Annotated in this window: 21 protein-coding genes and 1 pseudogene; 11 read left to right on the top strand and 11 right to left on the bottom strand. The window is 66.5% G+C overall.

Annotated elements, in window-relative coordinates; genetic code table 11:
* Window positions 1-640: 640 nt before the first annotated feature.
* Window positions 641-1,576 carry a hypothetical protein gene (locus tag CLV43_RS47165; protein WP_146174850.1) on the bottom strand — a complete coding sequence of 312 codons (936 nt, stop codon included), beginning with the start codon at window positions 1,574-1,576 and terminating at the stop codon, window positions 641-643.
* A gap of 2,142 nt (window positions 1,577-3,718) precedes the next feature.
* Between CLV43_RS47165 and CLV43_RS21595 the strand changes: the two genes are divergently transcribed.
* The gene (locus tag CLV43_RS21595) at window positions 3,719-4,393 is read left to right on the top strand and encodes a GNAT family N-acetyltransferase (protein WP_106189057.1); all 675 of its coding nucleotides are present in this window, start codon (window positions 3,719-3,721) and stop codon (window positions 4,391-4,393) included.
* Window positions 4,394-4,504: 111 nt separating this feature from the next.
* Window positions 4,505-5,284, top strand: coding sequence for a transposase (locus tag CLV43_RS21590; protein WP_106189056.1), 780 nt, complete (start codon window positions 4,505-4,507; stop codon window positions 5,282-5,284).
* A gap of 210 nt (window positions 5,285-5,494) precedes the next feature.
* On the opposite strand, the gene CLV43_RS21585 is transcribed toward CLV43_RS21590, so the two are convergent.
* A complete protein-coding gene (locus CLV43_RS21585) occupies window positions 5,495-5,764 on the bottom strand; it encodes an integrase core domain-containing protein (RefSeq protein ID WP_106189055.1) in 270 nt (89 codons plus the stop codon).
* A 1,009-nt stretch (window positions 5,765-6,773) separates the two neighbouring features.
* On the opposite strand from CLV43_RS21585, the gene CLV43_RS21580 reads away from it, so the two are divergent.
* Together CLV43_RS21580 and CLV43_RS21575 are read left to right on the top strand one after the other, a co-directional pair.
* A complete protein-coding gene (locus CLV43_RS21580) occupies window positions 6,774-7,766 on the top strand; it encodes an IS3 family transposase (RefSeq protein WP_106189054.1) in 993 nt (330 codons plus the stop codon).
* A 256-nt stretch (window positions 7,767-8,022) separates the two neighbouring features.
* Window positions 8,023-9,075, top strand: coding sequence for an IS110 family RNA-guided transposase (locus CLV43_RS21575; protein WP_106189053.1), 1,053 nt, complete (start codon window positions 8,023-8,025; stop codon window positions 9,073-9,075).
* Window positions 9,076-9,321: 246 nt separating this feature from the next.
* On the opposite strand, the gene CLV43_RS50080 is transcribed toward CLV43_RS21575, so the two are convergent.
* The 4 genes from CLV43_RS50080 to CLV43_RS21565 all read right to left on the bottom strand — a co-directional run bounded on the left by CLV43_RS50080 (window position 9,322) and on the right by CLV43_RS21565 (window position 12,522).
* Complete coding sequence (locus tag CLV43_RS50080) at window positions 9,322-9,453, bottom strand: hypothetical protein (RefSeq protein WP_281262171.1); 132 nt, start codon at window positions 9,451-9,453, stop codon at window positions 9,322-9,324.
* 230 nt (window positions 9,454-9,683) lie between these two features.
* The gene (locus tag CLV43_RS47160; RefSeq protein ID WP_146174849.1) at window positions 9,684-10,205 is read right to left on the bottom strand and encodes a hypothetical protein; all 522 of its coding nucleotides are present in this window, start codon (window positions 10,203-10,205) and stop codon (window positions 9,684-9,686) included.
* Window positions 10,206-10,208: 3 nt separating this feature from the next.
* Window positions 10,209-11,513, bottom strand: a complete 1,305-nt coding sequence (locus tag CLV43_RS21570; protein ID WP_106189052.1) for a hypothetical protein — start codon at window positions 11,511-11,513, stop codon at window positions 10,209-10,211.
* On the bottom strand, window positions 11,506-12,522 hold the full coding sequence (locus tag CLV43_RS21565) for a radical SAM family protein (protein WP_146174848.1): 1,017 nt from the start codon (window positions 12,520-12,522) through the stop codon (window positions 11,506-11,508). The genes CLV43_RS21570 and CLV43_RS21565 overlap by 8 nt, the downstream gene beginning before the upstream one ends.
* Before the next feature lie 225 nt (window positions 12,523-12,747).
* Between CLV43_RS21565 and CLV43_RS21560 the strand changes: the two genes are divergently transcribed.
* Both CLV43_RS21560 and CLV43_RS21555 read left to right on the top strand, forming a co-directional pair.
* Window positions 12,748-13,707 carry a nucleoside monophosphate kinase gene (locus tag CLV43_RS21560; protein WP_106189050.1) on the top strand — a complete coding sequence of 320 codons (960 nt, stop codon included), beginning with the start codon at window positions 12,748-12,750 and terminating at the stop codon, window positions 13,705-13,707.
* Window positions 13,708-13,710: 3 nt separating this feature from the next.
* A pseudogene (locus tag CLV43_RS21555) lies at window positions 13,711-14,238 on the top strand (RES family NAD+ phosphorylase); the annotation flags it as partial.
* Here CLV43_RS21555 and CLV43_RS50465 read toward each other — a convergent pair.
* Window positions 14,178-15,068, bottom strand: coding sequence for an AAA family ATPase (locus tag CLV43_RS50465; RefSeq protein ID WP_425445767.1), 891 nt, complete (start codon window positions 15,066-15,068; stop codon window positions 14,178-14,180). The pseudogene CLV43_RS21555 and the gene CLV43_RS50465 overlap by 61 nt on opposite strands.
* Between CLV43_RS50465 and CLV43_RS47880 the strand changes: the two genes are divergently transcribed.
* Complete coding sequence (locus tag CLV43_RS47880) at window positions 15,016-15,414, top strand: hypothetical protein (protein WP_170155928.1); 399 nt, start codon at window positions 15,016-15,018, stop codon at window positions 15,412-15,414. The two genes, CLV43_RS50465 and CLV43_RS47880, sit on opposite strands and share 53 nt — an antisense overlap.
* A 35-nt stretch (window positions 15,415-15,449) precedes the next feature.
* Here CLV43_RS47880 and CLV43_RS21540 read toward each other — a convergent pair whose 3' ends face one another.
* From CLV43_RS21540 to CLV43_RS21520, 4 genes are all read right to left on the bottom strand, one after another.
* The gene (locus CLV43_RS21540; protein WP_106189046.1) at window positions 15,450-15,890 is read right to left on the bottom strand and encodes a hypothetical protein; all 441 of its coding nucleotides are present in this window, start codon (window positions 15,888-15,890) and stop codon (window positions 15,450-15,452) included.
* 300 nt (window positions 15,891-16,190) lie between these two features.
* Window positions 16,191-17,888: a beta propeller lectin gene (locus CLV43_RS47155; protein ID WP_146174846.1), complete on the bottom strand. Its 1,698-nt coding sequence runs from the start codon at window positions 17,886-17,888 to the stop codon at window positions 16,191-16,193.
* Between the two features lie 172 nt (window positions 17,889-18,060).
* A complete protein-coding gene (locus CLV43_RS21525; RefSeq protein ID WP_170155952.1) occupies window positions 18,061-20,994 on the bottom strand; it encodes an ATP-binding protein in 2,934 nt (977 codons plus the stop codon).
* Window positions 20,995-21,511: 517 nt separating this feature from the next.
* Window positions 21,512-22,642 carry a hypothetical protein gene (locus CLV43_RS21520; protein WP_106189042.1) on the bottom strand — a complete coding sequence of 377 codons (1,131 nt, stop codon included), beginning with the start codon at window positions 22,640-22,642 and terminating at the stop codon, window positions 21,512-21,514.
* Window positions 22,643-23,207: 565 nt separating this feature from the next.
* Here CLV43_RS21520 and CLV43_RS21515 point away from each other — a divergent pair.
* Genes CLV43_RS21515 through CLV43_RS21505 form a run of 4 tightly spaced genes read left to right on the top strand, consistent with a single transcriptional unit; the run spans window position 23,208 to window position 26,906 of the window.
* Complete coding sequence (locus CLV43_RS21515) at window positions 23,208-24,374, top strand: M16 family metallopeptidase (RefSeq protein WP_106189041.1); 1,167 nt, start codon at window positions 23,208-23,210, stop codon at window positions 24,372-24,374.
* Complete coding sequence (locus CLV43_RS48485) at window positions 24,371-25,201, top strand: GNAT family N-acetyltransferase (RefSeq protein WP_211304465.1); 831 nt, start codon at window positions 24,371-24,373, stop codon at window positions 25,199-25,201. Before CLV43_RS21515 ends, CLV43_RS48485 begins: the two co-directional genes overlap by 4 nt.
* Window positions 25,198-26,133 (top strand): ABC transporter ATP-binding protein, encoded by a 936-nt coding sequence (locus CLV43_RS48480; RefSeq protein ID WP_211304464.1) that lies wholly within the window; start codon window positions 25,198-25,200, stop codon window positions 26,131-26,133. Before CLV43_RS48485 ends, CLV43_RS48480 begins: the two co-directional genes overlap by 4 nt.
* Window positions 26,130-26,906, top strand: coding sequence for an ABC transporter permease (locus tag CLV43_RS21505; protein WP_106189039.1), 777 nt, complete (start codon window positions 26,130-26,132; stop codon window positions 26,904-26,906). Before CLV43_RS48480 ends, CLV43_RS21505 begins: the two co-directional genes overlap by 4 nt.
* The last annotated feature ends 9 nt before the right edge of the window (window positions 26,907-26,915 follow it).

Genomic DNA, 26,915 nt, shown 5'->3' with positions numbered 1-26,915 from the left:
GCCAGCTAGAACGCTCCGTACCCAGTTCGGTTTGCGCGTCCTATCTCTAGAGAAGACTGTCACTGTCATGTCGTTCACGTATACGGGTGTAGTGTCTGGGGTTAGAAGGCTGAGAGAAAGTGATCCGGTGTTCCATGACGCTCCTCCCGACGCGATGATGCGATCGAGAGAGTCGTCGCCTACCAATGAGTCCGGAGTGACATCAGAGCGCATCATCGCAACCGTGGGCGGGCTGCACTTTTTGAATGGCCAGGGTAGTTCTTGCAACACGATGAGTGGGCCTGCGTCGAGCTGCTGCTCGGCCTCTGCGAATAGTCGAGGCGCGTAGCGGCCAAAAGAAGTACTTAAGAAGAGTGTCAGAAGGTTTGACACTACGAATAGTGCAACTACCACTACCTTCTTGGTTACTCGCCTGCTGGGCCTATCCGACTTTTGTGCCCGTGACTGCCATCCGGCAATCGACCCGCTTGGGCGAATGCCAATCTTTCGTAGTGGACGTCTCGGTTTTCCTGAATCAGTCATGGCTCACTTCCGACGTCGGTAGCACGCGCACATGCGAACACCGATGGTATCGGTAGATCATCTTGTGGCGTTACGTCGCACTGATCTGAGCAGACCCGGTGGCTCTACGCACCGAACATCAGTGCTCGCCATCTCGTTCCACATCCATTCGTCGTTGAGCTGCTTCAATATGCGGAAACTCTGCTTCAAGATACGCAAAGACCTGCTCATAGGCCGCTAGTAGCGCATCGGAGCTTCGACCAAAGTAGCGGGCAAAGCTGTTGCCAGCGGTGGTAACGATGCCTGCAAGATTGGATACAAGTATCACGTGGCGGTCTGCGTGAGTCTTGAAGACGAAGCGCAGTGCAGACGTTTCTTCGTTGACGCGCATCCGCCCCCAGTCAGCAAATGCCCACGACACGTGGTGAGCCAGCCCGCTCCACTCGTGGTAGAACTTGCGACCAATTGTCGGCACTAGTTCTTTGATCGCGGCTTGGTGTGAGTAGTTCCGAGGCTCACCATCAACCTCGATGCCCCAGCCCCGGCCATACTTGCGGAAGCGCATTCCGCAATCTTCAATCTTCTCGCGCCAAAACTTCAGAGCTTCCTTAGGCGGAGGGTTGGGCCCGGCCTGCTCCTCGCTCAGCGACCAGAGGCGTATCCGTGCTCCTCGGCGAAGGCGCTCTTCGGCATCAATATCTGGGTTGGTAAACCAGCCAACAAGTGCGCAGCCTTCCAAGATCGCCCGAGCGGATGTATAACTGGTGACACCTGGCCATTCATTGGCACTCCATGTGGTCTGAGAACGCGCCGCCGCCTCGTAGCTCAAAGCCAGCGCCCGCAAGTGATCGAGCACGCTATCGGCTGCGAATACAATCGCAAACTCCGCAGCCTTCCAAATAAACTCCTGTGACTCTGACCCTGCTGATCCGAGTGAGTACGGCGCGGATCTGTTGTGAGGAGTGCCGTTTACTCGAAGTGCTGTCCACGCATCCCGCAAATGAGCACATGCGAGGTGTAGCGGCGCGGCGGACGACAGCGGGTTGATCTCTGGCTTTTCCGTGTTCACGGGCACCTCGCGAGGTTATGGATCTTGGGAAGCTTCAGGTTAAAGCGGGCGTCCAAGATACAACTGTGCTACAGGATGCGCCACAACTACATGAGAGTCCGACGCCCACATAGACATTGGGCCCTTACGCCTACCGGGTGCTGGGGTGTTGACATTGATTTCCCGCTAATCTCAAATGCCAGCAACTACCACACATAAACGACAGTGCCCCAGCCGATGGGTTCGGCTGGGGGCGCTGCATAGGCGACCGATCAGGACGACTTGGGTAAGTGGGCGGTAACTTAGCGCTTACGCGCCCCACGTTCCTTCATGAGTCGCCGCACCGTCTTCACGCAGATACCGTGCTTAGTTGCGAGATCCTTAGCTGTTGAACCGGCGAGGTACATCTTGGCCATTTCTGCCAACCCTTGCTCGCCGATCCGCTCCCTTATGTCCTGTCGCCGTGGGACAGGGGACGCCACAGACCGCACTTCCTGGCCGCGCTTGGCGTCTGTCTGGATCGCGCGCAGTGCGCTGACCAGTGGGTTCAGGAGTTCTGGACGGTTGGAATAACGGCTGAGGAGCTCCACAACTGTTTATGCAGGTCAGAAGCGCCACCGGAGGTCATTTCCGGTGGCGCTTCTGTCGTTCTGACCGTGGTTTGACCGTGGACGGTAGTGCTCGCGGGTGTCCGGGGTTGATCTCCATTGGCTGCTGGTGATGGCGTGAGCGGCGATGACGGGGGACCGACGGTCGTGTCGGGCTTGATCATTTGACCGTGGTTTGACCGTGAAGCTGTGCCGTGGTGTCCGTGAGCTACTACGACAGGAGTGGTACCGGTCGTGGTGAGATTGATCGTGTGACCGTGATGTGACAGTGGCGCCGGATTGACGGCCCGCCGCTCAGGTGCGCCGTTTGACCGTCAGTTGACCGTGACTTCTCGACCATCGCCATGGTGTCCACATGTTGGAGTTTGTTGAGTGCGATGCTCCGGTTGAACCGGAATCGCACGGTCGGCGGTGGTGCGAGGGCGAGTGGGTCGCCGTCGGCGGTCCTGGCGGACTTCTGCTGCACAGTGCCGGGTTCGGCACGTGGCGTGGCACCGGGTGTGGGAGGCGCTGAGTCGCCCGGTCGAACAGCGTGACCAGGCCGAACTGTCCGACGAGCAGCTGCGTGAGCAGGTGGCCCGGTGGGAACGGGAGCAGCAGTGGGCACCCGGCTATGTCGAACCGCAGCTGGAACAAGCCGCCATGTTGGTGGAGGAGTTGCGGCGCGAGTCGGTGACCCGGTGGAGCGCAGGTCGAGGCCGAGCTGACCGCGACGCTCCGTTCTGGGGCCCGTACGCCCTCGATACAGAACGAGTTTCCGCTCATCTCGTCCGAACGGCCTGCCGTCAGGCAACAGGCCCGCGGGCATGACGATCGGCGGGCCGGGCCAGTCGCGGAATGGGCTGCCGCCGACCGGGTGGATCTCATTCGCCACGGTGTTGTAGTCCGGCTCCACCCAGAGCGATTCCTTTGCGGTCGAGTCTGGACCGGCGTTGGGCGTGCTCAAACGCCGCAACGGTCTTTCAGGGTCTTGCGGATCAATCCCGTGAGCTATGAACTCCACAGGTACGGCCGCATCCTTCCACGTGTGGTTACCGTCAGGATGCGACCGAACACCTTCCGTGTTCACCGCTGGCGGGTGGACCACTCTGGTGAACTGCGCTGAAATTCGGGTGCTTCGCGGGCGGGATCTCGGTTACCTCGGACGTCACCACGGCGGTGAAGGATATCGTCGATCAGCAAGGCGTACTCGCCCGCAGTCGGATCGCTGTTCAAGGAGCAGGTATGAGCCAACCAATGGGATGGGCGCCGAACGGTGCTCCGTGTTTCGCCAGCGGTGCCGCGCCGTCGTTTTTATGGACGGAGAAGCAGCTGCGCGAGCATGGCCTTCGGCCCGCTACCGGTGTAGCGGACGCATTCGTCCAGTCGCAGCACGGTCCGGCAGCGCTCTACCTGATCACCGCATGTGTCCTGGAGAATCCGGACGCGTGGCCACCGCTTCGTCCCGCCGGAGACGAGCCTGCGGCGAGCACACCATCGCGATGACCGTGACGAGCAAGCAGCTCGACAATCGCCGTGCGACCACGGCGCTTGCGCATGAGCACACCGATGGAGCAGGACTGTGACCGGCACCGGTTTCCCGGAAGTACCGGAGATCGAGCAGGCCTGTCGCACAGCCTATCGGGCGCTGTCGGCTCTCGTCCCTGGCTCCGTCACCGCCGAGGAGGAGTCGTCGCTGCCGGAGATCCTCTCCCAGTTCGGGTTCCTGTTCGACCGGGCAGATCTGGCGATCACCGCTCAACTCGGCCCATCGGTGTCCTGGCAGGCACCGCCTCCAGGCGACAACTTCGACCTGATGATGTCTGGTGTCGACCTCGATGACGACTTCCACACCTTCGGTGATGTCCGGCTCGGCGATGATGCATTCACCGGCCCGGCCCGGACGTGGCACGACAGCCCGCTCAACCGTGCGGCTTTGGCGTACAAGCGAGTGTGCGGGTGGGACTTTCCACCGGGTGAAGCGGGCGTATGGCTGGTGATGCTGGCACCGACGTCCGCCAGCGGCGGACAGGACGGACCATGGTTCTACAGCGGGCGGCTCGTCGGGTTCCTGGTGGTTTACGACCGCGACGAGGATGGGATCTATGAGTCGATCGGCCACATCTGGACTGCAATGGCCTGGCAGCGTCGCGGAATCGCCCGACGTTTGCTGGCCGAGGCACGGTCGCGGTTTGCCATCACCACCGTCGAGGAGCCCCTCACCAGCGCCGGCGCTGCGTTGCTGAAGGGCTGCTGATACGACCATCAATGAGGCGAAACGGCCCGTGACCATGAAAAACAGGTCACGGGCCGTTCTTCGCTAAAGGTTGTCCCGTAACGCGATCTCGACCGAGCGGATGATCTTGGTGTGGAGCAGGTGATCAGTGCGGACCGGCCGAAGTGGGTGCCGGTGTTCACGGGCTTGTCGGTGCGGGTGTTCCGCAAGCTCGTGCGGGTCGTGGCCCGTCGGGGTGGTGAGCAGACCGGCACCGGTCGGCGGTGGGGGTTGTCGCTGGCGGATCGGGTGCTGCTGGTGGCGGTGTACTACCGGACGAATCTGACGTTTCGGCAGGTCGCGTTGCTGTTCGGGATCTCGAAGTCGGCCGCGGGCCGCGTTGTGGATCACCTGGCACCGCTGCTGGCGCTCGCGCCGGTGACCCGCAAGCACAGCCCGGACACCGTGCTGATCGTGGACGGAACCATGGTGCCCACCCACGACCGGAGCATGTCCGCCTCGTCGAAGAACTACCGGTACTCGGTGAACATGCAGGTCGTCATCGACGCCAACACCCGCCTGATCGTTGCGGTCGGCGACCCCACACCCGGCAACCGCAACGACTGCCGGGCCTACACCGAGTCGCACGTCGACCAGCAGTGCCGGGGCGCCACGGTGATGGCCGACGGCGGCTACCAGGGCAAACCCGAGGTGATCATGCCCTACCGGAAACCGCGCACAGGGCAATCACCACTGCCGCAATGGAAGAAGGACCTCAACACCATCCACCGGAGCGTCCGCGCGCGGGTGGAGCACGCCCTGGCCCACATGAAGTCCTACAGCATCCTGCGCAACTGCCGCCGCAAACGCGACGGCGTCCTGTACGCCACCCGAGGCATCGCCCAGATGCGCAACCTGGCCATGACAACCTGAGCGGCCACCAGGCGCGGACAACACCGCGGTTACCCCTGCCCGCCAACACACTCGATCATTACGGGACAACCTTTACTCGAACGTTACCCGCCGTCGGGCGGATCCTCGACCGCCGCTGCCGCCTGCGCAGCCTGCGCCCCAGCTTGCCGACGCGCGGCCACGTCGACCTCAGCCGCGCGCTGTGCTTGCCGAAAATACCGTCCGTGCTGGTCAGGCTGCGTGGTGGTACTCGTTGAGGATGCCGCCCAGTCGCTGCCGTCGGTGGATGTCGAGGTCAGTGACCTGGGCTTGGTTCGTGGTCGATTGTGGCAGTTGCCGTAGCGGTCGGGCGTTGGCAATACCTTGGTGGGGCCGGTGGGTGTTGTAGAACTGCTCGTACTCCCGCAGTGCGTGGAGCAGATGTCGTTGGTTCCAGATCAGCGTGCGATCGAGGAGTTCGTGGCGGCAGCTCCGGATCCACCGTTCCATAATCGCGTTCATGTGCGTCCAGAAGGGTTGGTGGTTGATCGTGTAGGCGGTTGATTCGCTGATTCGTAAGCTCGTCGTCGCTTGCCTGTGAAAGTCCGATCCGGGTTAGCTGCCAGGAGGCCCGGAAGCAGGCTGGCGGTGTCGTCTGGAAACGGGCGGGGCCGAAGCCCAGCGTCAAGCGCCCACTCTTGGCGCGTGCAACCGAACGGTCCGTAACGTGAAGTGAAGCCTGCCGCGTCGTTGGATCACCTGCCCGGTGACGGCTGGGGCGAGGGAGTGTCGAGCCCGAATGAACAGGGCGAAAGCCAGGGAAGCGGTGAAGAGCCTGGAAGTGCAGCCGTGAAGGACTCCCCGGCGTAAGGGGATCGGAACGTTCGGATAGTTGCACACCGTGCTCCGCCGCCGCGCGAGCGGTGAATTCCTCAAAGGACATCCGGCCCGATCTGTACATCCCCACCAGCAACGAAAAGGACATAACCTCAGCCTCGCCAGCATCTACCGGATGCCAGCCGAACACGAGAAGGCCCAGGTCTAACCCCGAGGGAGTCGAACATGCACACGCCGACTTTGCCGCGTTGACGGCAGCTGGCGCGTGAATGGCGACAACCTCCCAACATCCGGTTTCAGAATCGTGGATGACTATCTGAAAAGCTCAGACGAGTTGTGCAGACGTGAGACGACCATCCGCCAGTTCGTCGCGTACAGCACAGGTGACCATGGCGCACGTCAGGGTCTGCAGTGGGCCGTCAGCTTTCGGAATTGAGCGGGAGGCCGTTGTCGGTTAATGGTTTAGCGCGCGGTAGCAATGGACGCCGGGGCCAAACGGAAACGGGTGCGGTACCTGTGATTCCCAGGTCAATGCGGGCAGGCGTAGAAGGCGTGACGGGCCTGGTTGGCTTCGGTCATGGCCTGGCTCCACTCTTGTGGGTCATCTTTGAGGCCGCGGGCGAAGTGATGTGCCCTGGATTTTGCGGAGTCGGGTCACTGGACTTCATGCTGATCATCCCCAGGAGAGGTCAGCATGCCTAAGAGTTACCCGCCGGAGTTCCGCAGCAAGGTCCTCGACCTGCTCAAAGCCGGCCGCACCGTCGCCCAGGTCGCGCACGACCTGCAGATCAGCGACCAGACCATCTACACCTGGCGCCGCCAGGCCCTCGTCGACGCCGGGCAAGAACCGGGGCTGACCTCGGCGGAGAAGGCCGAACTGGCCTCGGCCCGACTTCGTATCGCCGAACTGGAAACCGAACTGGCGATCCACCAGCGCGCTACCGAACTACTCAAGGAGGCGGTGCGCCCAAAAGCCCGCTACGCCGCGATCGCGGCGATGGCCCAGGACGGACTCCCGATCCAGACCGCCTGCCGGATCCTGGGAGTGTCTGAATCGGGGCTGCACGCGTGGCGCGGTCGTGCTCCGTCGGCACGCTCGGTGCGGCACGCCTGGCTGACCGACCTCATCAGGCAGGTCCACGCCGCCTCCAACGGGGTCTACGGCTCCCGACGGGTCCGCGCGGAGCTGATGCTGGGTCGTGGCGTCACGGTGAGCCACGGCGCGGTCGAGATGCTCATGAAACGCGTTGGTATCACAGGACTTCCGGGCCGCAAGCATCGACGGCCCAGGCCGGACACGGCTACCGCGACCGATCTGGTCGACCGCGATTTCGTCCGCATCGCACCGAACCAACTCTGGATCACCGATATCACCGAACACCGCACCCGTGAGGGCAAGGTCTACTGCGCCGTGGTGCTGGATGCCTTCTCCCGCAAGGTGGTCGGCTGGTCGATCGACAGCTGCCAGGACGCCGCGTTGGTAACCAACGCGCTCGGCATGGCCCTGCACGACCGCGAGACCGCAGCGGACACGGTGATCCACTCCGACCATGGTGTCCAGTACACGTCATGGGCATTTACCTTACGTGCCAAGGAGTCCGGACTTGTGCCGTCGATGGGTTCGATCGGCGATTGCTACGACACTCAGTCCAGGATCACGGGTGAGGGACACCGACCTGGAGCCTGACTCGTCATACGAGTGGCCCCAAGGGTTGATGCCGGTGGATGATGGGTGGTGGACGCCGTCCTGGAGTCTGACCCGTGTTTCGACTGGCCCTTCGGGTGCCGAGGCGTTGATCTGTCGAATCCGGGGCGGTGTCCCTCGCTGCGATCGCGGTCCCGCACGCGTGACCCGATAGGGGCGTTGCCCTGCATGGTGAGTGTCCTGTCCGTGGGCGGACCGTCGATCGCTTCCCCGATCGTCTACATCTGACAGGAATCACGTGTCTGCAACCTGCGTTGTCACCCTCGGCGTCGACACCCATAAGGATCTCCACGTCGCGGTCGCACTCGACCAGCTCGGGCGCCGCCTGGGCGTGGCCGATTTCCCCACCGACGACGCCCACCACCGATTCCTGTGGGACTGGGCCGCCGGTTTCGGCGAGCTCCGACAAGCCGGCGTGGAGGGCACCGGGAGCTTCGGCTACCGCCTGGCACAGTTCCTGACCGGAGCGGGAGTCGCGGTGTTCGAGGTCAACCGGCCCAACCGCACCGCACGCCGGCGTCGGGGCAAGTCCGATCCGGTCGACGCGGAGAACGCCGCCCGCGCCGTGCTCTCCGGGGACGCCACCGCCACCCCGAAGTCCCGTACCGGCCCCGCCGGACAGCTACGCGCCCTGCTCGTGGCCCGCCGCAGCGCGGTGAAGTCCCGAGTGCAAGCCGAACTACAGCTGCGCAGCCTCGTCCTGGAACTCGACGACACGACCCGCGGCCGCGTGGACCGGCGTCGTGCTGCCGACCTCGTCGCAGCCTGCGCCAAGTTGACCTCAACCGACGGGACCAGCCTGGGCCTTCGCGCGCTCGCCCGACGGTGGCAGTACCTCGAACGGGAAGTACGCGACAGCGACAACGCCATCGAACTCCTCACCCGTCAGACCGTTCCCGGACTGCTCGCCCAGCCGGGCATCGGGCCGATCTGCGCCGCCCAACTCCTGGTCACTGCGGGTGACAACCCCGAACGACTGAGCGGCGAGGCCGCCTTCGCGGCGTTGTGCGGTGTCAGCCCTGTCGAACATTCCAGCGGCAAGACCCAGCGCCACAGACTCAACCGCGGCGGAGACCGCGCAGCAAACAGTGCACTGTGGACAATCGCCGTCAACAGACTGATCCACGACTCCCGCACAAGTGACTACGCCGCACGCCGCAACGCCACCGGTTCCAGCCGCAAGGAGATCATTCGGCTGCTCAAACGCTACATCGCCCGCCAGGTCTACGGCGAAATCATCCGCGCTCTCGCACCCCCGACGACACCAGCCCCGGAGCAACTCTTGACATAGGAGCCACTCACTCAGGCGTCTGGAGCTCGAACTGACACTCGACCACTAGACTGCCACTGTAAGTACGCTGGTCAGCCCTGTTCCCATCCTTTGGTGCTCCTGCCCAAAGTCCGGCCCTGCGCACAACGATCTCGCGCACGTTGGTGCCCTGCCCAAAGTCTGGCCAGGGCGGCGGCGCATACCGAGGTCACCGGTCGACAGCGAGACATGCCGCCGCCACTGGACTCCCAACAAGGACCTGTTTGCCTACATCGAGCCGATGAAGGCGACGGCGTACTCGTCGAAGACCCGCGCTTCACCTACGAGCTCAAGCTCGACGGCTTGCGCGCACAACACCGCAACGGCCTCAGCAACCGACTGGAGGATCACGCTCAGCACGTCTTCGCGGTGGAGGGACGTCCGGACAGTCCGACCGCAGTGTGACGAGTCGACGGGGAGGTCCTGGGTCGTGCTGCGGACAGCGGCCGAATCAGGCAGCGGTCACCATGTCGCACCAATGACCGGCGCGACAGTGGGGCCCGAAGGTGGCCCGCGCATCGGCTCACGCCATAGCGTGCCCCTTTCGCGAGTTCGGCATTCGCCGTGATACCACGTAAGGCACCGCAACGTCAGAACAGCGATACTGCGGGACAACACGGTCCGTACGTGATCCATCCTCGCCTGTCACGCTTCTGCAACTTCACCGGAGCCATCGCCTTCACCCAGTCCAGTTCGACGAGTGACACCCATCGCGCATTTTCGCGCGCTGCCCAGAACTCGTCCGTGCTGTCCGCGATGCGATCCTGCCAAGTCAAGCGGACTTCTTCCAGTGGCGTACGGGTCATGTCAAGAAAGATCGCGCGACGAACACCCGCGATGTGAGTCACCGGGTCGCCTGACGGCTTGAATGCGACGAGGTCGCCGGCCGCCACCGTATCCAGAGGTGCGCTTCGAATTCTGTGGAAGCGCGACTCGACGGTCTTGGTGCCGTTGACCACGCGCTCGAGATAAGGGCCCGTCATGACCGCAAGATGCAGCCCTGCGCCAGGACGTGGAGCACTATGACTCATCACAGCGGCGTGCTGGGCGAGGGCGGGATCATCGAGCAGCGCAGTGCGGATCGCATGTGCGTCGGCCTTCGTGGTGTCCATGTCCTATCCGAGTTCGGTCTCCGCGCCCGCACCGCGTGTGATCATGTCGTGCGCAACCGTGACTTCGACGTATTCCGTAAACCCGAACGTGCGTCCGAGTAGTTTCTCGCCCTGAGCTGCGGGGTTGAGTCCTGTATTGATCGAAGCGAGCACCTCGAGCAGCAGATCCGGGTTGGACGTGATGAAGAACTCGTTGGCATCAGTGCACACGTTCGCTTGATGTCTGCGCTGGTCACGGCGGCTCACCGAATCAAGCACCGAGTTGGCCGCGATGGGCTGGAGAAGACCTTCGACAGCGTCTGCGTCACCGGAGTTGGTCTTGACGCGCCACCGCTTCCCTCCGACCACGACCTCTCGCCAGCGCGCCCGTTCGGACTCAAGAGGCGCTTTGGTGGGGGCGGCCCGACTGGTCAACCGAAACACCGCCAGGTCGGCGGCACGCCAGTCGTCAGCGACCGACAGCAGTCCTGCCGCTCGATGGGCGTTGGCCTCGAACGGCGGCCTGACGTAGCGAACACCGTTCGTCAGGGTCGCCTCATGCCTGAGTCCTGAGGCCGTGGCGAGCCGGAAGAAGTCCCGGACGTCGGACTCCGCGCTGGGCCTGGTTCCGAACGGTGGCAGGACAAACAGAACAGTTGCCCCACGGCGCGCACCGTTGACCGCAGCGGCGAGAAAGCCTGTCATGGCCTCCGGATAGAAGGGGGCATCGGCGATGACGACGTCTACCTCCAGGTCCGCTGTCACGTTCGGACGCGCGATCAGGTCGGCGCGGAGCTGTGTGTAGTTGGCGGTTTCTCTTGGCACGAGATCAGAGAGCACGGGCAGCGCGGGATTGTCGTCGACCAGCGTCGTGCGCAGATCGGGCGACCGCGCGAGCAACGTCAACGCGACGGTCGGGCAGCCGAGCAACAAGACTGAACGGGACGCTCGTGCGAAGGCGGACGATACGAGGTCGTCTCGTGTACGGCGGGTGAAACGCCACTCGTAGTCGAGAGGATGCGGGGCCGGCAGTCCTTCTCCGCACACTGCCGACAACAACGCGGTCTGCTGGCCTGCGTTGGCCAACACCTCGCGAGCGCGAGCACGCACCCGCGGAGAGGCCGTCGCAGCGAGCTCACGCAACATCGCTTGGACCAGGATCGGGTCGGCCCCCTTGGCCACCTTGACAACCGCGTTGAACGACGCGCTCGGATCCCTGCCGAGCCGCCGGGACACGAGATCGAGCAGGCGACGCCGCCAGGCGTTGTCCTCGGACTGTCCGTCCCGCGTCTGCAAGCCGATGCTGTCGGCGAACCAGGCTTCAGACACCGCGGCTATCCCCCGACGGTTGAGCGCCGAACTGTTTATCGAGGGGTATGACGCCGCGTTCCTCGAGCACCGTGAGCCATGCCTCCACCATCGCCTCCTGCACTTGGAGAGCAGCGTGGTGGTCAGCCCTCATCCGGGCGGCGACCGGAGTGAACACCTCGATGCGCAGTGGGACTGTACGGCCGAGCAGATCGTGATCCAGGCCTTGAAGGCTGTCCGCGAAACGGCGCATCGCGACGAGCGCACCCTCCGCTGGAATCTTCGGGGCTGTGAGAGTCACGTACGCGCACGTGTCGGGTCGAACGGTCAGCAGGCTCCGGAACAGGTCGAACTGACGCTTGAAGAGCTCCGGTGATGCGGCCGTATTGAAGGCGAAGGAGCTGTCGTCAAACCCTTTGAAACAGGCGACTCGGCCGTAACCACGGTAGGAGCTCAAGAGGTCCAGATCACCGTCGCCGAGGTAGCGGAACAGGTAGTCATTGCTCAGGTTGTCATCGCTCCAGAGGAAGACGTCATCCTGGGCTCCGCGGTCGATCAGCGCCCGCATGGTCCAGACGACCCACTCGGGAACCAGGTCCGGCTGGCCGCCGGAGAGGTCTAGGACCACAGGCCGTTCCTCGAGGGCCAGATACATGTCAACCATGTCCTCTGCCGTGACCATGCGTGAACGGGAGGCATCACCGCGCAGCAGCGAGAACGGGACGTAGCAGTACCAGCAGCGCCAGTTGCAGACGGCGTTCTGGAAGACTTGGGCTTCACAGCGCGGTTCAGGCACGGCGTCCACTCCCAGGTGTTGCCGCGCAGGCAACCACGGTAGTGGGTTGTCCGGCCACCCCGGAGAGGTGGCCGAACTGAAGTGCCGGATCCGCCCAAGGCCGGAACAGTTGATGGGCGCACTAAGGTCCGCCGCCTGAGCGGAGTCGTCCAGCACGCTCAACAGCACCGATCGCGCTACGTGGTCAACTCCACGCGTGCGCAGCTCCGAACTCCACCGATCGGTGTCGATCATCGTCGCTCCAACCGAAAGCGCCAACTCGAGAGAAGCCATGTGGTGGATCACTCCTGGTACCACGGCCGTCACAGCAAGTAATACTGGACCACCTCGCCAGCGGTACCACCAGGAGTTGGCAGAGAGTACCGTTGTTATCCCTTGTTGTCTCTGACAACCCCGAGATTACTCTTGGTCACGCGCACTCCCCGGCATTTGAGGAGTCACGTCGGGTCGGAGGCTCACATGGACAGCGCCATAGGCATTATCGGTCACGCTGGCGGAGGCAAGACGACGCTCGCGCGTGCCTTGGCCCGGGTCATCGACGGCGCGCAAATCGTGAGCTTCGGTGACGCGGTTCGCAGGCGGGTAGCCGCACAGGGGATGGACCCGCAGAACCGAAAAGTCCTCATGAAAGCCGGTCAACACTGGGTCGACACCGATGTCTTCGGATACTGCCGTGCCGTGTTGAACCAGCAGTCCGGCGACGCCCGTGTGCTGATTATCGAGGGCATCCGCCACGAAAAGGTCCGAGCGGCGCTCGAGGAGTTACTGGGTGATGTGGATTTCGTGTGCGTCCTGCTCAAGGCTCCGCGTGGCGTCCTCGTTGATCGCATGACGACTGACCACGACCTGACGACCGAGAACGCCGAGGAAGTGCTGCGCGATCCCACCGAGACCCAGGTCGACCAGTTGTTGCTCGGCGCTGCGGACCTGATCCTCGACTCGACCAATCCTGTTCGCTACAACGTCGCCGAGGTCCTCGACTGGCTTGACGAACGGTTGAGTCGTTCCGATGTGGTCGCGCTGGCCGATGCGCTGGAGACGTTCGAGCCCGAGGTGTTCAGCGCCGAGGAACAAGCCGGCCTCGTCAACGAGGTGTCGGCGAGTTCCGACATGCCGTTGCTGAAGGAGGTGTCCGAGCGGGTCTCGCTCTCGTTCGAGGAGCTTCAGGCGCTGCGCAGAGCACGCCGCTTCATCGCGTTGGACTACAAGGGCCAGCTCCTCGTTCCCGGCTTCCAGCTGCGAGGCGACGAGCTGGATCAGGACGTCGCCGAGGCCGTGTCCCTGCTATCGACCGAGATGACCGCCTGGGAGATCGTGGCGTGGATGGTGTCCGGCAACGGCCTCGTCGATGGTGCACGCCCTCTCGATTTGCCGCGCACCGAATTGGTGGGTCTGGCCAGGAACGAACTGGACACGTGACTCATGCCCCACCTCGTACCGGATCCTCCCGCAGACTTGGCGAGGCGCGCGAACCTCACTACGTGGTCGCCCACCGTGCCAATGCACCGCTGCCACGGTTCCGCCTATGAGGGCCATGCGTTCAATCCAGGTAACGGCGGCGGCGGGCGCTTCCACTGGTTTGCCGACCGCAGCGGAAACACCGTGCCAGTTCTCTACGCGGCTGACTGCTACCAAGGCGCCGTGGCAGAGACGATCTTTCGCAACGTCCCGCTGTCCGGGCGCCGCACGGTGTACCAGAGGAACTACCGCGGCCGAACGACCTCGGTGTTACAGCTCGACTCCTCAGCGAACCTGGAGCTGGTCGAGTTCCACGATCCCGGCCTGCTGCGGCTCGGAGTGCGTCCACGGAGACTGACCGAGACCAACAGCGCTCATTACGGCCGGACTGTGCGGTGGGCCGAAGCCGTGCACCAGCAGATCGACGTCGCTCAGGGCATCGTGTGGATCAGCGGCCGCTTCAACACCGCACGCGCTGTAATGCTGTTCGGCGATCGCGTGGATCCCACGATCCTGACGGTCGTTCCGCGCAGCGCCGAGCAGGTCGACTCCGTGCCTGGGCTCGCGCGCCTGGTCAAGCTCGCGAACGAAGCGGGTATCACCGTCGCGAAACAGCAGCCCCGGCGAAAACCCAGGTTTCCAGCCTGAGGGCGGCTCATCTCAAGCGAGCGTCGGAATTCATCTCGACCGCGCGGGAGACATCCGAGGTGGGGGCGGGTCGAGCGACCAGTCCCCAGGCCGCTACTCGGTGGTGGAGTTGATTTCTGTGGACGAGGTGCTCGCAGAGAGGTATCACCACCGCAGGTCAGGGTCACCGTTTGAGCAAGGCATCCCTTGGACCGCCTGCTCGCTCGGTCGAGTGCCACGATCAGTCCATCGACGGTTGCGACGTTCTCCTGGGCGCCGGAGCCGATGTCATCGGTGCCGCGGGAGCTGGTGACGGCGTCGGCCTCATCGACGAACACGATTGCCGGCAACGCGTGTTGTTCGGCGGCCCGGTAGATGCTCTCGATGGTGACCAGCTCGCTGCCTGCGAGGCCTTGGATGCCTTGTCCGCGCAGCTGTTCGTTGAGTTGGATGAACAGCACGTCTCGACCGAGGGCGCAGGCCGGGGCGAGCGAGTGCATCAGCGCGGACTTCCTGGTGCCTGGATCGCCGTGCAGCAGGATCAGCGACGTGCTGTCCAGCACCGTCCGCAGTCCGGACAGGCCGGAATTCGGGTGATGCCTTGCGGCCCACGACTTGAACCAGTCCTCACCTCGGAGTCGGGTGACGACGTCCCCGTGGACCTCAGCTGTTGGCACGCCGCGCAAGCGGCTCATCTGCAGTTCGGCCTGGTCGGCGTCTGGGCTGTCGGCGGCTGCCACGAACGCGGTCGAGATGTACCGGCGCAAATCCTCTGTGATCGCCATCGGAACCGCAGTCGGTGTGCCCGGTGGTGCAGGCTGCGTGGCGTCCAGCTCTATGGTGGTTCGCTCATGCAGCACTCCCGGCGCGGACAGCGAGGCGATCACCACATCCGCGGTGCATCCCCCGGGGCAGGACCAGCCGCAGCGTGGTGCCGACGGCGTTGGGTGCCAGTTCTACACCGAGCAGCTGCTGCCGGATGGCTTCGCCGAGCTCGCGGTGGTGGACCGCGTCACCGGGGTCCTTCAGGCGAAATCGTAGTGTCTGGACGTCTCCGGTTGATTGCCCTGGCTGATTCATACGATTCGCTCGATTCCCGCGAGTGCGTGCCGAACGATGGTGGTGAGCGGTATCCCCACCAGCTGGGTGATACTCACGTCGAGAGCGGTCTTGCCCACGAGTCGGGCGACCTTTCCCGGCCAGTCCTCCCAGATCGATCGTTCTCGGCCGACGGCATCGCGCAGCGAGTCGACCAGCTGCGTCTCGACGTTGGCTTGCAAGGTGGACAGGTACTGGACGTTGACGGCTTGGGCGAGTTGGTCGAGAGCGGTGGCGTCCTTGAGCACCACGCCGAATTCGCCGAGCCGGCCGTTGATGTGCTCCACCGAGGTGATGGTGGGTAGCTGCGGATCGGTCTGAGAGACCACAAGAGTGGTGACCACGACCTCGTCGGCGGGCAGCACCAGGGATATCGGCCAGCGGCCTGCGAGTTGGACCGTCAGAGTCTGAGTGCTCATCTGCTGTACCGCCTGAATTCTTCGGCCTCGGCAACCAACGGTCCGGATCCGCAGGTCCCGTAGGCGGAGTGCTGCCCGCCGGAGTACGTGCCGTGAAACGTCGCCGATCCGGTTATGCCCCAGTTGGTTCCGGCCGCGATCTGTCGCTGCAGGTTCACCGGTAGACCGAGCATCTGCTGGCTCCAGGCGACCCACGGGGCGAAGCGTGCGGTGAAGGGCACTGGCACCGGGGCGATGGTCCGGCCACCCAGTCGGCAAGCGCTTGCTGAAGGTGCTGGTGGTCGTGCTGCCGCACGGTGCCTAACGGGTGACGACGGCCAGTGGAGAACCGGGCCGGGCTGTCTGAGGTGGTGATACGGGGAAGGGCGGTTGCCAGCCCGAACCCGGGTTGGCCCAGGTGGAGGCGGCCGCGCCGTCGGGGCCGATCCAGAACACGTCGAGCTGGCCGCCGCCGCGGTGGAACGCGACAAGTGATGAGTCGCCTCGCGTCGCCGCGCTCGGCGTGACGGGGAACGGCGGTTGCCAGCCCGAGCCGGGGTTGGCCCAGGTGGAGCCGATCGCGCCGTCGGGGCCGATCCAGAACACGTCGAGCTGGCCGCCGCCGCGGTGCACCGCTGCCAGCGGTGAGTTCGATCGCGCGGCTCCCGGTGGAGTGATCGGGAACGGTGGACGCCAGGGCTTTCCGTCCGGGTCTGCCCAGGTGGAGCCGATCGCCCCATCGGGGCCGATCCAGAACACGTCGAGCTGGCCGCCGCCGCGGTGCACCGCTGCCAGCGGTGAGTTCGATCGCGCGGCTCCCGGTGGAGTGATCGGGAACGGTGGACGCCAGGGCTTTCCGTCCGGGTCTGCCCAGGTGGAGCCGATCGCGCCGTCCGGGCCGATCCAGAACACGTCCAACTGGCCGCCACCTCGTTCAACCACGGCGACGGGAGATCCTGGTCGAGCCGCGTGCGGTGCGGTGATGGGAAACGGTGTGTGCCACGGCGTTCCATCGGGGTTGGCCCAGGTGGAGGCGACCGCCCCATCGGGGCCGATCCAGAACATGTCGAGTTGACCGCCGCCGCTGCGGTTGACCACGGCAAGCGCGGATCCCGCTGCTGCGGCGCCGGGGGGCGTGATCGGGAACGGCCTTGTCCATTCCCCTGCCAGGTGCGCGGGTTCGGCCCAAGTGGAACCGATCGCGCCATCCGAGCCGGTCCAGAACAGGTCCACCTGACTGCCTCGGGTCACCGCTGCGATGTCCGACCTCGACGATGCGGCGTCAGCGGGAGTGATGGGCAGCGCACGTCCCCACCCTTTGCCCGGCAGCGCCCCGGCGGTGCCGACAGTGGCTCGTGCATCAATCCAGTACGCGTCCAGGCCGGCGAATCCCAAGCTCGGAATTCTGTCCGGCGAAGGCCCAGGAGGAGCTAACTGGTCGATCGACGTCCAGTCTGAGTAGTCCCAGTTGTGAGAAAGCGCGCTCCTGTCCACTCCGCCCTTTACGGCGAACCGGCACATCCTGCCGGAGGTGAGGCGGCCGGTCGTGTACTGGGTCGGGCTTCCGTCCAGTTCGATCTGGCTGTCGACCCCTGTCCCGTCGCCGACGCGAACCAGGACTTTGCCGTACCCCTCCCCGTTCTTCCAGGTCAGGGTCGCCCGCAAGTTGTACCAGTCCACCACCTGCAGGCCGAATGGCGCCTTGACCGAAGGGCGAGGCCGAGATGGCGATGTCGGATGGGGCATCGTGGTGGCGGTGGCCGTTGCGGACACCGACGAGCCGTCGGTCAGGGTTGCCGATACCGCGTACACGTACTCCACGTTCGCGTCCAGGTCCCCGAACAGGCATACGCCGTCGGACGTTGCCGGGCTGGGGCTGGCGGACGTCACTCGACCGACGCCGTCGGAGCGTCTCTGCTCGATGGTCAGGGTTTCCACACCCTCGGCGTGCTCGGTCGTGTAGTGCCAGTGCACGGAGATCGCTGTGTCAGATACCGAATGCGCATTTGCGGTGAACATTTCATCCTCTTCTTGGAGTCAGTACGAATACCGGAAACCAGGCTGTGGTTCGGGTCGCCGCGAACCCGATCAGACCGACGATCCCCGCCACCGCGGCGGCTCGGACAGTGTTGGTCGGGTACGGCATGACGGCTGACGGTAGGCGGCTCCAACTGGGCGGCCATCCGCCGAACTACTCTTCCCCGGTACTCAGATCGCGCAGGCGACCGTGCGCTGGGTCGGCGATCCAGGTCGCGATCTGGCTGCGGCTGGTGAACCCGAGCTTGCTCAGGATGTGCTGCACGTGGTTCTGGGCGGTGCGTTCGGACAGGTACAGCTCGACGGCGATCTGCCGGTTGGTCAGACCGCGCCCCACCGCGGCAGCGACCTCGTGCTCACGCGGGGTCAACTCCCCGGCCGCGGCTCTGGGATCGTGGACGAGGCGGGCCAGGCGCGAGCGCCACGGCGCCATGCCGAGTGCGTCCGCGTCGCGGATCGCCTGGGAGGCCAGCGCCCGCGCGCCAGCCGGGTCGCCGCGCCGGACCAGCACGGTGGCCAGTTCGGTGCGTGCCTCGACCAGGTGCGGGGCCGCTCCGGCCGCCTGGCTCGCCCGCACCGCCGCGGACAGGTCCTCGGCCGCGGCGTCCAGGTCGCCGAGGTGGCGGGCTGCCACCCCGAGGTAGAGCTCCACCGGACCGCAGTAGTGCTCGACGACGGTCCCGGACACGACGTGGTGGCCGCGGAACGGTGCCAGCAGGTCACGCAACTCCGCCACGGCGTCCCGCTCGTCGATCCGGACACCGATCATGATCCCGAACGCGTACAGCACCAACTGGTGGAACGGCGGAACTCGCCAGGTCGGTACCGGCCCGAGCGCGCGGAACTTCGCCGCCGCCGCGTCGAGGTACCCGGCACTCTGCAGCACCATCGCCGGGCACAGGTAGTCCATGATCCGGAACCCGTGACCCGGAGTCGCGGTGCCGCCGGGACCCGCCGTCAGACAGGCCTGCACGTACGGCGCCACCGGATCGATCCCCCGGTGGTGGTCGACCGTGAGCAGCAGCGCCATCCGGACCGGGAACGCCGCCGGGTATCCCAGCGGTGCGACGGCGTCGAACGCCTCGTCCGCCAGTTCGACGGCTTGCTGGAACGCGCCGCGCGCCTGTGCCAGCGCGGCCCGGTACCGGGTCAGGTGCCAGCGGGCGGTCGGGCCACCCGCCTGCCGCACCCACCAGTCCAGGTTCTCCAGGTCGGCCGCGACGCCGTTCAGGTCACCCCTGGCGAATCGCACGTCGACCCGCCATGAGTAACCGAGGATGCGGCTCGCCGCGCTGTTGGCCCGATCGGCCAGCTCCAGCATTCGGTCGGCCAGTACGTCGCGCTCGTCGACGCCGTCGGCGCCGACGCACACCGCGTGTCGGGCGCGCAGCGCTGCGGCGGACGCTGTCGGGTCGTTGCCGTTCGCCGCGATCGCGAGCGCCTCCGCCCCGGCGGCGGTGGCCCGGTCGAGGTCGTCCAGGTACACCGCACACCGGGCAAGTCCGGCCAGGACACGGGCGCGCAACGACGCCAGCGGTGGTGTCGGTGTCGGGTCCAGTGCGTCGGCTGCGTGGGTGAGCCAGCTGTACAGCTCGGCGTCCAGCGGCGCGACGGTCGTCGGCTCGAGGACGATCGCCGCTTCGGCGCACAGCTCTGGTGAGTTCAGCCCGTTGGCGATCCGCACCGCCTGCCCACAGGCCTCGAACGCAGCGGGCAGGTCGACAGCCTGCCGCAGTGCTCTGGCCAGGGCGATCAGCACGGCGAACCGGCTCCGGTCGTCGAGCTCGTGGTAGGTCAGCGCCTGCCGGTACAGCCGCGCCGCCTCTTCGTAGGACAGTCGGAACATCGCTTCGTCGCCTGCTCGGTGCGCCCAGGCGGCCGCATGAGCCGGACCGTCCGGGTCGGCGACCCGCGCCCAGTGCCGCGCGAGGTCGGCCAGGTGTGGCGCCAGGTCGACGGCCAGCGCCTCGACGGCCAGTGCCGCGGCCCGGTGCAGAGCAGTGCGCTCCACAGTGGACAGATCGGCCTCGACGGCCTCGGCGACGAGTGCGTGCGTGAAGTGGTGACCGCCGACCGGTTCGACGGTCACCAACCCGCTGGAGACGGCCTCGTCCCAGTCGTCGAGGCACTGCGGCAGCGGTCGGCCGACGACCCGCGCCACGACCTCCGGCGCGAAGTCCCGACCCAACACCGACGCCACGCGCACCAACTCCTGGCAGCCATCGGTCAAAGCGGCCAACCGATCCCGGATCGCGTCCCGCACAGTGCCGGGAACGGGGTTCGGCGCTGCGCTCGGTCCCGGTTCGGGAGCGGCCGCCACACCGCGGGCGAGTTCGCCGACGAAGAACGGGTTCCCCCCGGTATGCGCGTGGAGCCGGTCGACTGCGGCCTTGGACACCGGTCGCCCGGCAGACTCGTCGACGATCCGCGCGACCGCTGCCCGATCGAGCCCGCGCAGGTCGAGCCGCGAGGTGCCCGGCTCCCGGAGCAGACCCGTCAACTGCGACCGAAGACCCGGTTCGGTGCTGCGGTAAGTGGCCAGAGCGAGCAGTGGTGCCGACCCTGGATGCCGGGCCAGGTGGCGCAGCAGCAACACCGACGCGGCATCCGCGCGATGCAGGTCGTCCAGCACGACCACCAGCCCAGCGTTCGCGGCGCGGTCCACCAGGAACCGCGTCACCGCGTCGAACACCCGAAACCGCCGCTCCGGATCGTCGTCCAGATCGACCGGATCCACGCACACGTCGGGAAAGGCTTCAGGCGCCACCAGGGCGAGCTCACCGGCGACCCCGAGGGCCGTGGCGGCCTTGCCCCCGTCGCCGGCCGCCAACTCCCGCAGCACCTGCCGCCACGGCCAGCACGGCGGCGCCCCGTCCGACTCCGCCGACCGGCCCCACGCCGTGACGAACCCGCGCTCGCGAGCCATCGTCACGGCGCCCTCACTCAGCCGGGTCTTGCCGATTCCCGGCTCGCCGCCGCAGAGCACCACCTGCGCGACACCTGATGCGGCCGCGTCGAGACAGCCACCGAGAACGTCGAGCTCGGCCTGCCGTCCGAACAGCCCGACGCCCACCAGGAATCCCCTCACCCGCCACGGAGCCTGAACCCGGTCCGATCCACCTGTGCGACCAGTATCCAGCACCTTCGTGCCGGAATGTCGAACTCGCGGATATGGGTCGGATGCCGAGTTCGTTGTCCGCAAGTCAGGCGCCGGCTGACCAAGCTCGGCCGAGCGTCACAGCGGCTCCGAGGCCAGGGGCACTCGGTGTACGAGACTCCGATGTTGTGGCGAGCGGTACGAGGCCATCACCCGCCGGGTGGGCGTCGCCAACATGCGACGTGAGCTCGGCACCGTCCTGCAGTAGGCCAGGCGACCTGGACGCTGCCCGCCACCACTTCGGCGTCGCGTTCAGCGCGTACCTCCGCAGCCGCCGTCCCATGGGCGCCGCGATGGTCGCTCGGCGGATGGGACACCTGGACCTGCTGTCGGAACCAGGTGATCCGGGTCTGCTCGGTCGCTCGGAACGCCGGCTGGTGCGGTCCATCCGGCTGGGCCGAGGTGAACCGACCAACCACGCGGTGGCCCTCATCCGGTTCGGCTGCCCCTAATCGTCACGACCGGGCTCATCGCCTTTTCCTCCAAGGGTGTTGCGGTAGGCGCCGGGGTGCAGGGTGTCGCGCTCGGCCAACGCGGTGTCGAACAGGTCCCTGGACACGATGGCTCCGGACACCAGCAGGTAGTCGCCGATCGGGGTCAACGCGAGCACCTCGTCGCCGTAGCCGTGCAGCAGCACCTCGTTCCCGGTGTGGGTGGCGGCTCCGCCCAGGGGCATGCCGTGCAGGACCCCGCCCGCGGCGAGCGCTTCGGCGGTCGTGGTGGTGGGTTCAGGTGCCGGGTGATCGGCCCGCCGCTTCGTCTCCCGTTCGGCTTCCGGGCGCAACAGGGGTAGCCACTCGCTCGCCTCGGATACGGGCAACTGGTCGGCGGTGTACTCGACCAGCGCCGCGAGCTCGGGAGCGAGGTTGGAAGCGGCCGCGGCGTCGAGCACGTCGGCGCGGTCGAGCGACGCGGCGCCGACCAGGACGTAGAGGTCCAGGGCGTCACGGCGGTGGTACGGGCGTTGCAGTCCTTCCTCGGCCACGCACAGCAGATCCGCCAGCGCCGGGTCGTCGGGCAGGTCCCTGCGCACGGGCACCGCGGCGTGGTCTCCGAAGAGCGGCGCGGTGAGGAGCTCGACCCGGACCTCCGGATCCACCAGGGGTTCTTCCGGGACCCAGCACAGCGTGACGACGAGATCGCGCTTCGGTGCCCCGAACAGCGTCACCGAGGCGGACAGCACCGGGTTCGCGGTCAACGCTGTCGCGGCCCTCCACAGTTGGGCCTCGTCGCGGATGACCAGGTCCAGGTCGCCCTGGGCGCGGAGGACCCCGCTCGGGTAGCGAGCCGCGAGACCGCGCCCCTTGAGGACCTCGAGATCCGTTCCGGCGAGGACGCGGTCGACGAGGTCGTCGTAGTGGGCGGCGCGGCGGCGGGCGCGGGCGAGTTCTCCCGCCGCCGTGCCGCCCAGTTCCACGCCTTCGGTTTCGAGGACCGACAACACCAGGTAGGGCAACGTGTAGTGCTCACGACGCGCGGCGAGCACCAGCCTGCTGGGCCCTTCGTCCTCGGGCACGTCGAACAGGTCGTGCAGCAGCTTTCGGTCGATGGCGTTGCCGGTTTTCTCCGCAGTGCTCACGTTTCGACGGTGCCATCGAGTGCGAAGATCTGGCGGTGTTGTCCGATGTCGACCGGAAAGGGCAAAGCGGGAGTCGAATCGAGGCGCGCGTCATCACGTTCTGGCCGGTGGAAGCGCGGCGATGAGTACGTTCAGAGCACCCAGTCACGGGGAATCGGGAGGAAGGGGGCATTCACCCTTCACATTCGGGGTGTGTCGACCGCCGATTCCGGTATAGGCCCACGTTGTCGCCGTAGGGGTTGTTGTCGCACACCGACGGGCACTGGACAACCGTTGAACCGCACCAGTTCGGCTGGAATGGTCATGGCCAGGAGCGAAACGCAATCCCGATGGACTCCGAGCGGATCCCCAAGGCCCGTTCGGATCTCCTGGGTAATCGCGTCGCGCTCTCCGCACATCGACGAAGAAGGGAGGAGGAATCATGCGTAAGCACGCGACGAGCCTGCGTCCGCGGCTTGACAAGGTCAAGACCCGCTAAGGCACACGGTCGTGGAACTCACGACCGGCTGGGTGGCGGGGACCACCGCGTCCCCGCCACCCCCAGCAGGAGGACGGATAGCTGAAGATGATCGAGAATCCCCCTGTAGCCGCGGTGCTCGACCCCGCGTTGCGGTCCACCTGCCTGTGCCTGGCCGTCCCCCGCGGAGCCCGGCACGACCCGCAGGACCGCGGCGGTCTGGCCCACGTGCTGGAACACGTCCTCATGTCCGCGCCGATCGGTTCGGCGGGACCGTTGTCGGAGCACGTCGAGCGGCTTGGCGGGTACGCGAACGCGGACACCGGCCTGGAGACGATGCTGTACTACGTCCGCGTGCTCGCCGAGGACGCGGACGAGGTGGCCGACCTGTTGCTGCGCGCTGTGCTGGAGCCCGCCATCGACGAAGGGGTGCTGGACTCCGAACGGGCAGCAGTTCTCCAAGAGCTGGCAGTGGCCGCGGCAGACCCCGCCGATGTCGTCCAGGACAGGTTCTTGGCCGCGTTGTTCCCCGAACACCCCCTGGGACGCCCAGTCGGAGGTACCCGCGAAGAGGTCGAGGCCCTCACCGTCGGGGAGGTCGTCAAGGGGCACGAAGTCCTGTTCGGCCACAGCGTTCCCGTGCTCGCGGTGGTGGGGCCGGACCTGCCCGGACCGCTTCGTTCCGCCGCCGTCGCCCGCTTCGCGCCGCAGAGCGGCGAACGCCACCCCCTGTCTTCCCCGCACACCACGCCCCTGTTGCAGACGACGGGGTTCGGCTGGGTGGCCATCGGGTCGAGGTCCGCGGCTCGAGGTGACAACGGCGCTGTGTGGGACGTGCTGTCCGGACTCCTGGGCTCCAGCCCGTCCTCCGTGCTGTACCGGGAGCTGCGAGGGGCGGGCCTGGCCTACTCGTTCCAGTCCTGGCACCGCGGTTACCTGGAGGCAGGCGCGTGGCGGGTGCTCATCGGCGTGGAACCCCAGAACGTCGTCCGAGCCGCCAAGGTGGTGAGCCGCTCGCTGGAGCGGTTCGCCGAACGCGGTCCCTCGCGGCAGGACTTGGACGCGGCGGTGCGCGGTCTCCGCGCGTCGATCTTGTTCGACCAGGAGAGCCCGTTGGACCACGCGCGGGCACTGGCACTGGCGTACTTGCCGGGTGCCGACCCCCATGGGGAAGCACGCCTGGCCGCATTGGCGGCTGTGACCGCTGACGACGTGGCGGCCGCGGCCCGTAGCGCTCTGGAACAGCTAGTGGTGGTCTCGAGGTCGACCTCGTGACCGCGGTGGACGTCGTGGCGAGCTCGTACTTGGACGCGGCGGCCGCGGCGGATGCTCTGCACGGGACAGCGGGGTCGTGCTGGGTGGGCGGCGAGTACGCGGATCCGTCGAACGACCACGTCTCCTACCTGGTCCAGTACTGCTCGCCGGGACTGGTGCGCGACGCGGTGTTCACCCGTGAACTGCTGCACGTCCTCAGCACGGAGGCACCGAAGGCGAGGGACGTGCTCCTGCGGCTACCCGCAGGAGTGTCGCCGGGGGACGCATGGCGGACGCGGACGACGTACGTCCGCCACGACGGATCGCCCTCGACGCCGGATACCGCGGGGTTCACGGTGGATCACGCTCGTGTCGACGACGAGGGTGCGGTGCTGGGCTGGCTGACCGATGCCATCGCCGAAGGCGCGTCGTCCTGGGGGATGCCGGGCAGGACCGATGCCCAGGAGAAGGCCGCGCGGCTGGTGCTGGACGCCCCCGGCCGGGTCACGTTCGTCGCCCGCGACGAGAACGGTCCGGTCGGGCACGCGACGATCCTGACCGAGGAGTGGGACGAGGTGGTCGGCGAGGCCTTCGTCGAGCTGTTCGACGTCTTGGTGGTTCCCGGCCATCGACGACACCGGCAAGCGGTGCGGTTGCTGAGCGGACGTGCGGTCGACCACGCGCGGGAGCGTGGGCTCCCCCTGATCGGCAACGTCGTGCACCCGTCCGGAGTGGACGGTCCCGGACACGCCGAGCGGATCCTGGCGTCGCTGGCCCGCGGCGGGTGGCGTCCGGATCACGTCCTCTGGTCCTGCGACGTCGACCGACTGGCGGGAAGTGGATCGTGATCGCGGTCAGTGCGAGCGGGCTGACCCGCACCTTCCAAGGCGGCGGTCAGGCGCTCGAGCGGTTCACCTTCGAGGTTCCGCGAGGAGAGGTGCACGGCCTGCTCGGCCCGAATGGCGCGGGAAAGACGACGCTGTGCCGCATCCTGTCGACGGTGCTGCTCCCCACCGGGGGGAGCGCATCGGTTTTGGGGCGCGACGTGGTGCGGGATGCCGCGCACGTGCGGCGCTCGGTGGGCGTCGTGTTCGGCGGGGACCGGGGGGTGTACGGACGGCTGACCGCGCGGCAGAACCTGAACTTCTGGGCCGCCTTGCACGGTCTGAGCGGTAGGGCGTTGCGCGAGCGCGTGGCCGTCCTGCTGGAGCGCACCGGTCTGACCGGTCGTGCCGATGAACGGGTCGACCACTTCTCCCGCGGCATGAAGCAGCGGTTGCACCTCGCGCGCGGGCTCGTCGCGGATCCGCCCGTGCTCATCCTCGACGAGCCGACCGCGGGCATGGACCCGATCGCGGCGCACGAGTTCCGCGACCTGGTGGCTCAGCTGCGCGATGACGGGCGCACCGTGCTGCTCACGACGCACGACACCGCCGAGGCCGAGGCCGTGTGCGACAGGGTGACGCTGATGCGCCGCGGTGCGGTGCTGGCCACGGGGTCCCCGAGCTCCGTCGCGGGCCTAGTCACCTCGCAGGACCGCATCAGCGCCTCCGGTGTGCCCGCGGCAGTCGTGGCGGAGTTGGTCGCACGTCCTGAAGTGGTGGTGCTGGACGGCAGCGGCGGTGACCGGGTGGAACTGGAGACCAGCGGGGACACCACCGGTGAGGTCCTGCACCTGCTGGTCGACGCCGGCGTCACCCGACTGGTACGTGGGCGCCCTTCCCTGGAGGAGGCGTACTTGCGGTTGTTGCGGCGACAGGGGATGGCGGTGGACCGATGAGGGTTCTCCTCGCGTCCCTGCGGTTGCAGCTCCAGTTGGCGCTCCGTTCCGCGGAAGTGCTCCAGGCCTGTCTGATGGCGCCGCTGCTGGCGGTGGTGTTCCTGAGCGTCGCGAGCCTTGGCGGTGACGCGGGCCTTGTGGCGTTCGCCCCGTCCGCGATAGTGGCCCCGGCGCTGATGGCGTTGTGGACCTCGGCGCTGTTCACCGCGGGGCAGAGCATCACCGAGGATCGCGCCTTGGGGGTCTTCGAGAGCGTCGTCGCTTCTCCCGCGCCGTTGCCGGTGGTCCTGCTGGGACGGATGTGCGCGGTCACCGCGGTGGGCTTGATTGCCTTCGCCAGCTCGTGGCTGACCTCGGGACTGGTCTTCGGTCACTGGGTCGTGGTCGAGCACCCGCTCGTGCTGCCGGTCGCGCTGGTGGCGACCGGACTGGCTACCGCGACGACCGCGGGACTGCTGGCACCGCTGTTCCTGCTCACGCCGTCGGCTCGCACTGTGCAGAACACCCTGACCTACCCCTTCTACCTGTTGGGAGGAGTCCTGGTCCCCGTCACCGACCTGCCCGAGTGGCTCCGACCACTGGGACGGGCCGTGTTCTTGTCCTGGAGCGCCGACCTGTTGCGCGACACCCTGCTCCCGGCACCGCCGGCGGACCCGTGGGCGCGGTTGGGCGTGGTGCTCGCTCTCGGCGGTGTGGCGAGCCTCATCGGCACCACCCTCCTGCTGCGCGTCCTGCACGTGGTGCGCAGCTCCGGTTCGCTCTCCCACACATGAGGACGCAGT

The sequence above is a fragment of the Umezawaea tangerina genome (genome assembly GCF_003002815.1).
Lineage (GTDB): Bacteria > Actinomycetota > Actinomycetes > Mycobacteriales > Pseudonocardiaceae > Umezawaea > Umezawaea tangerina.
Note: the sequence above shows the minus strand (reverse complement) of the source record. Positions and strands in the feature narration are given on the sequence as shown.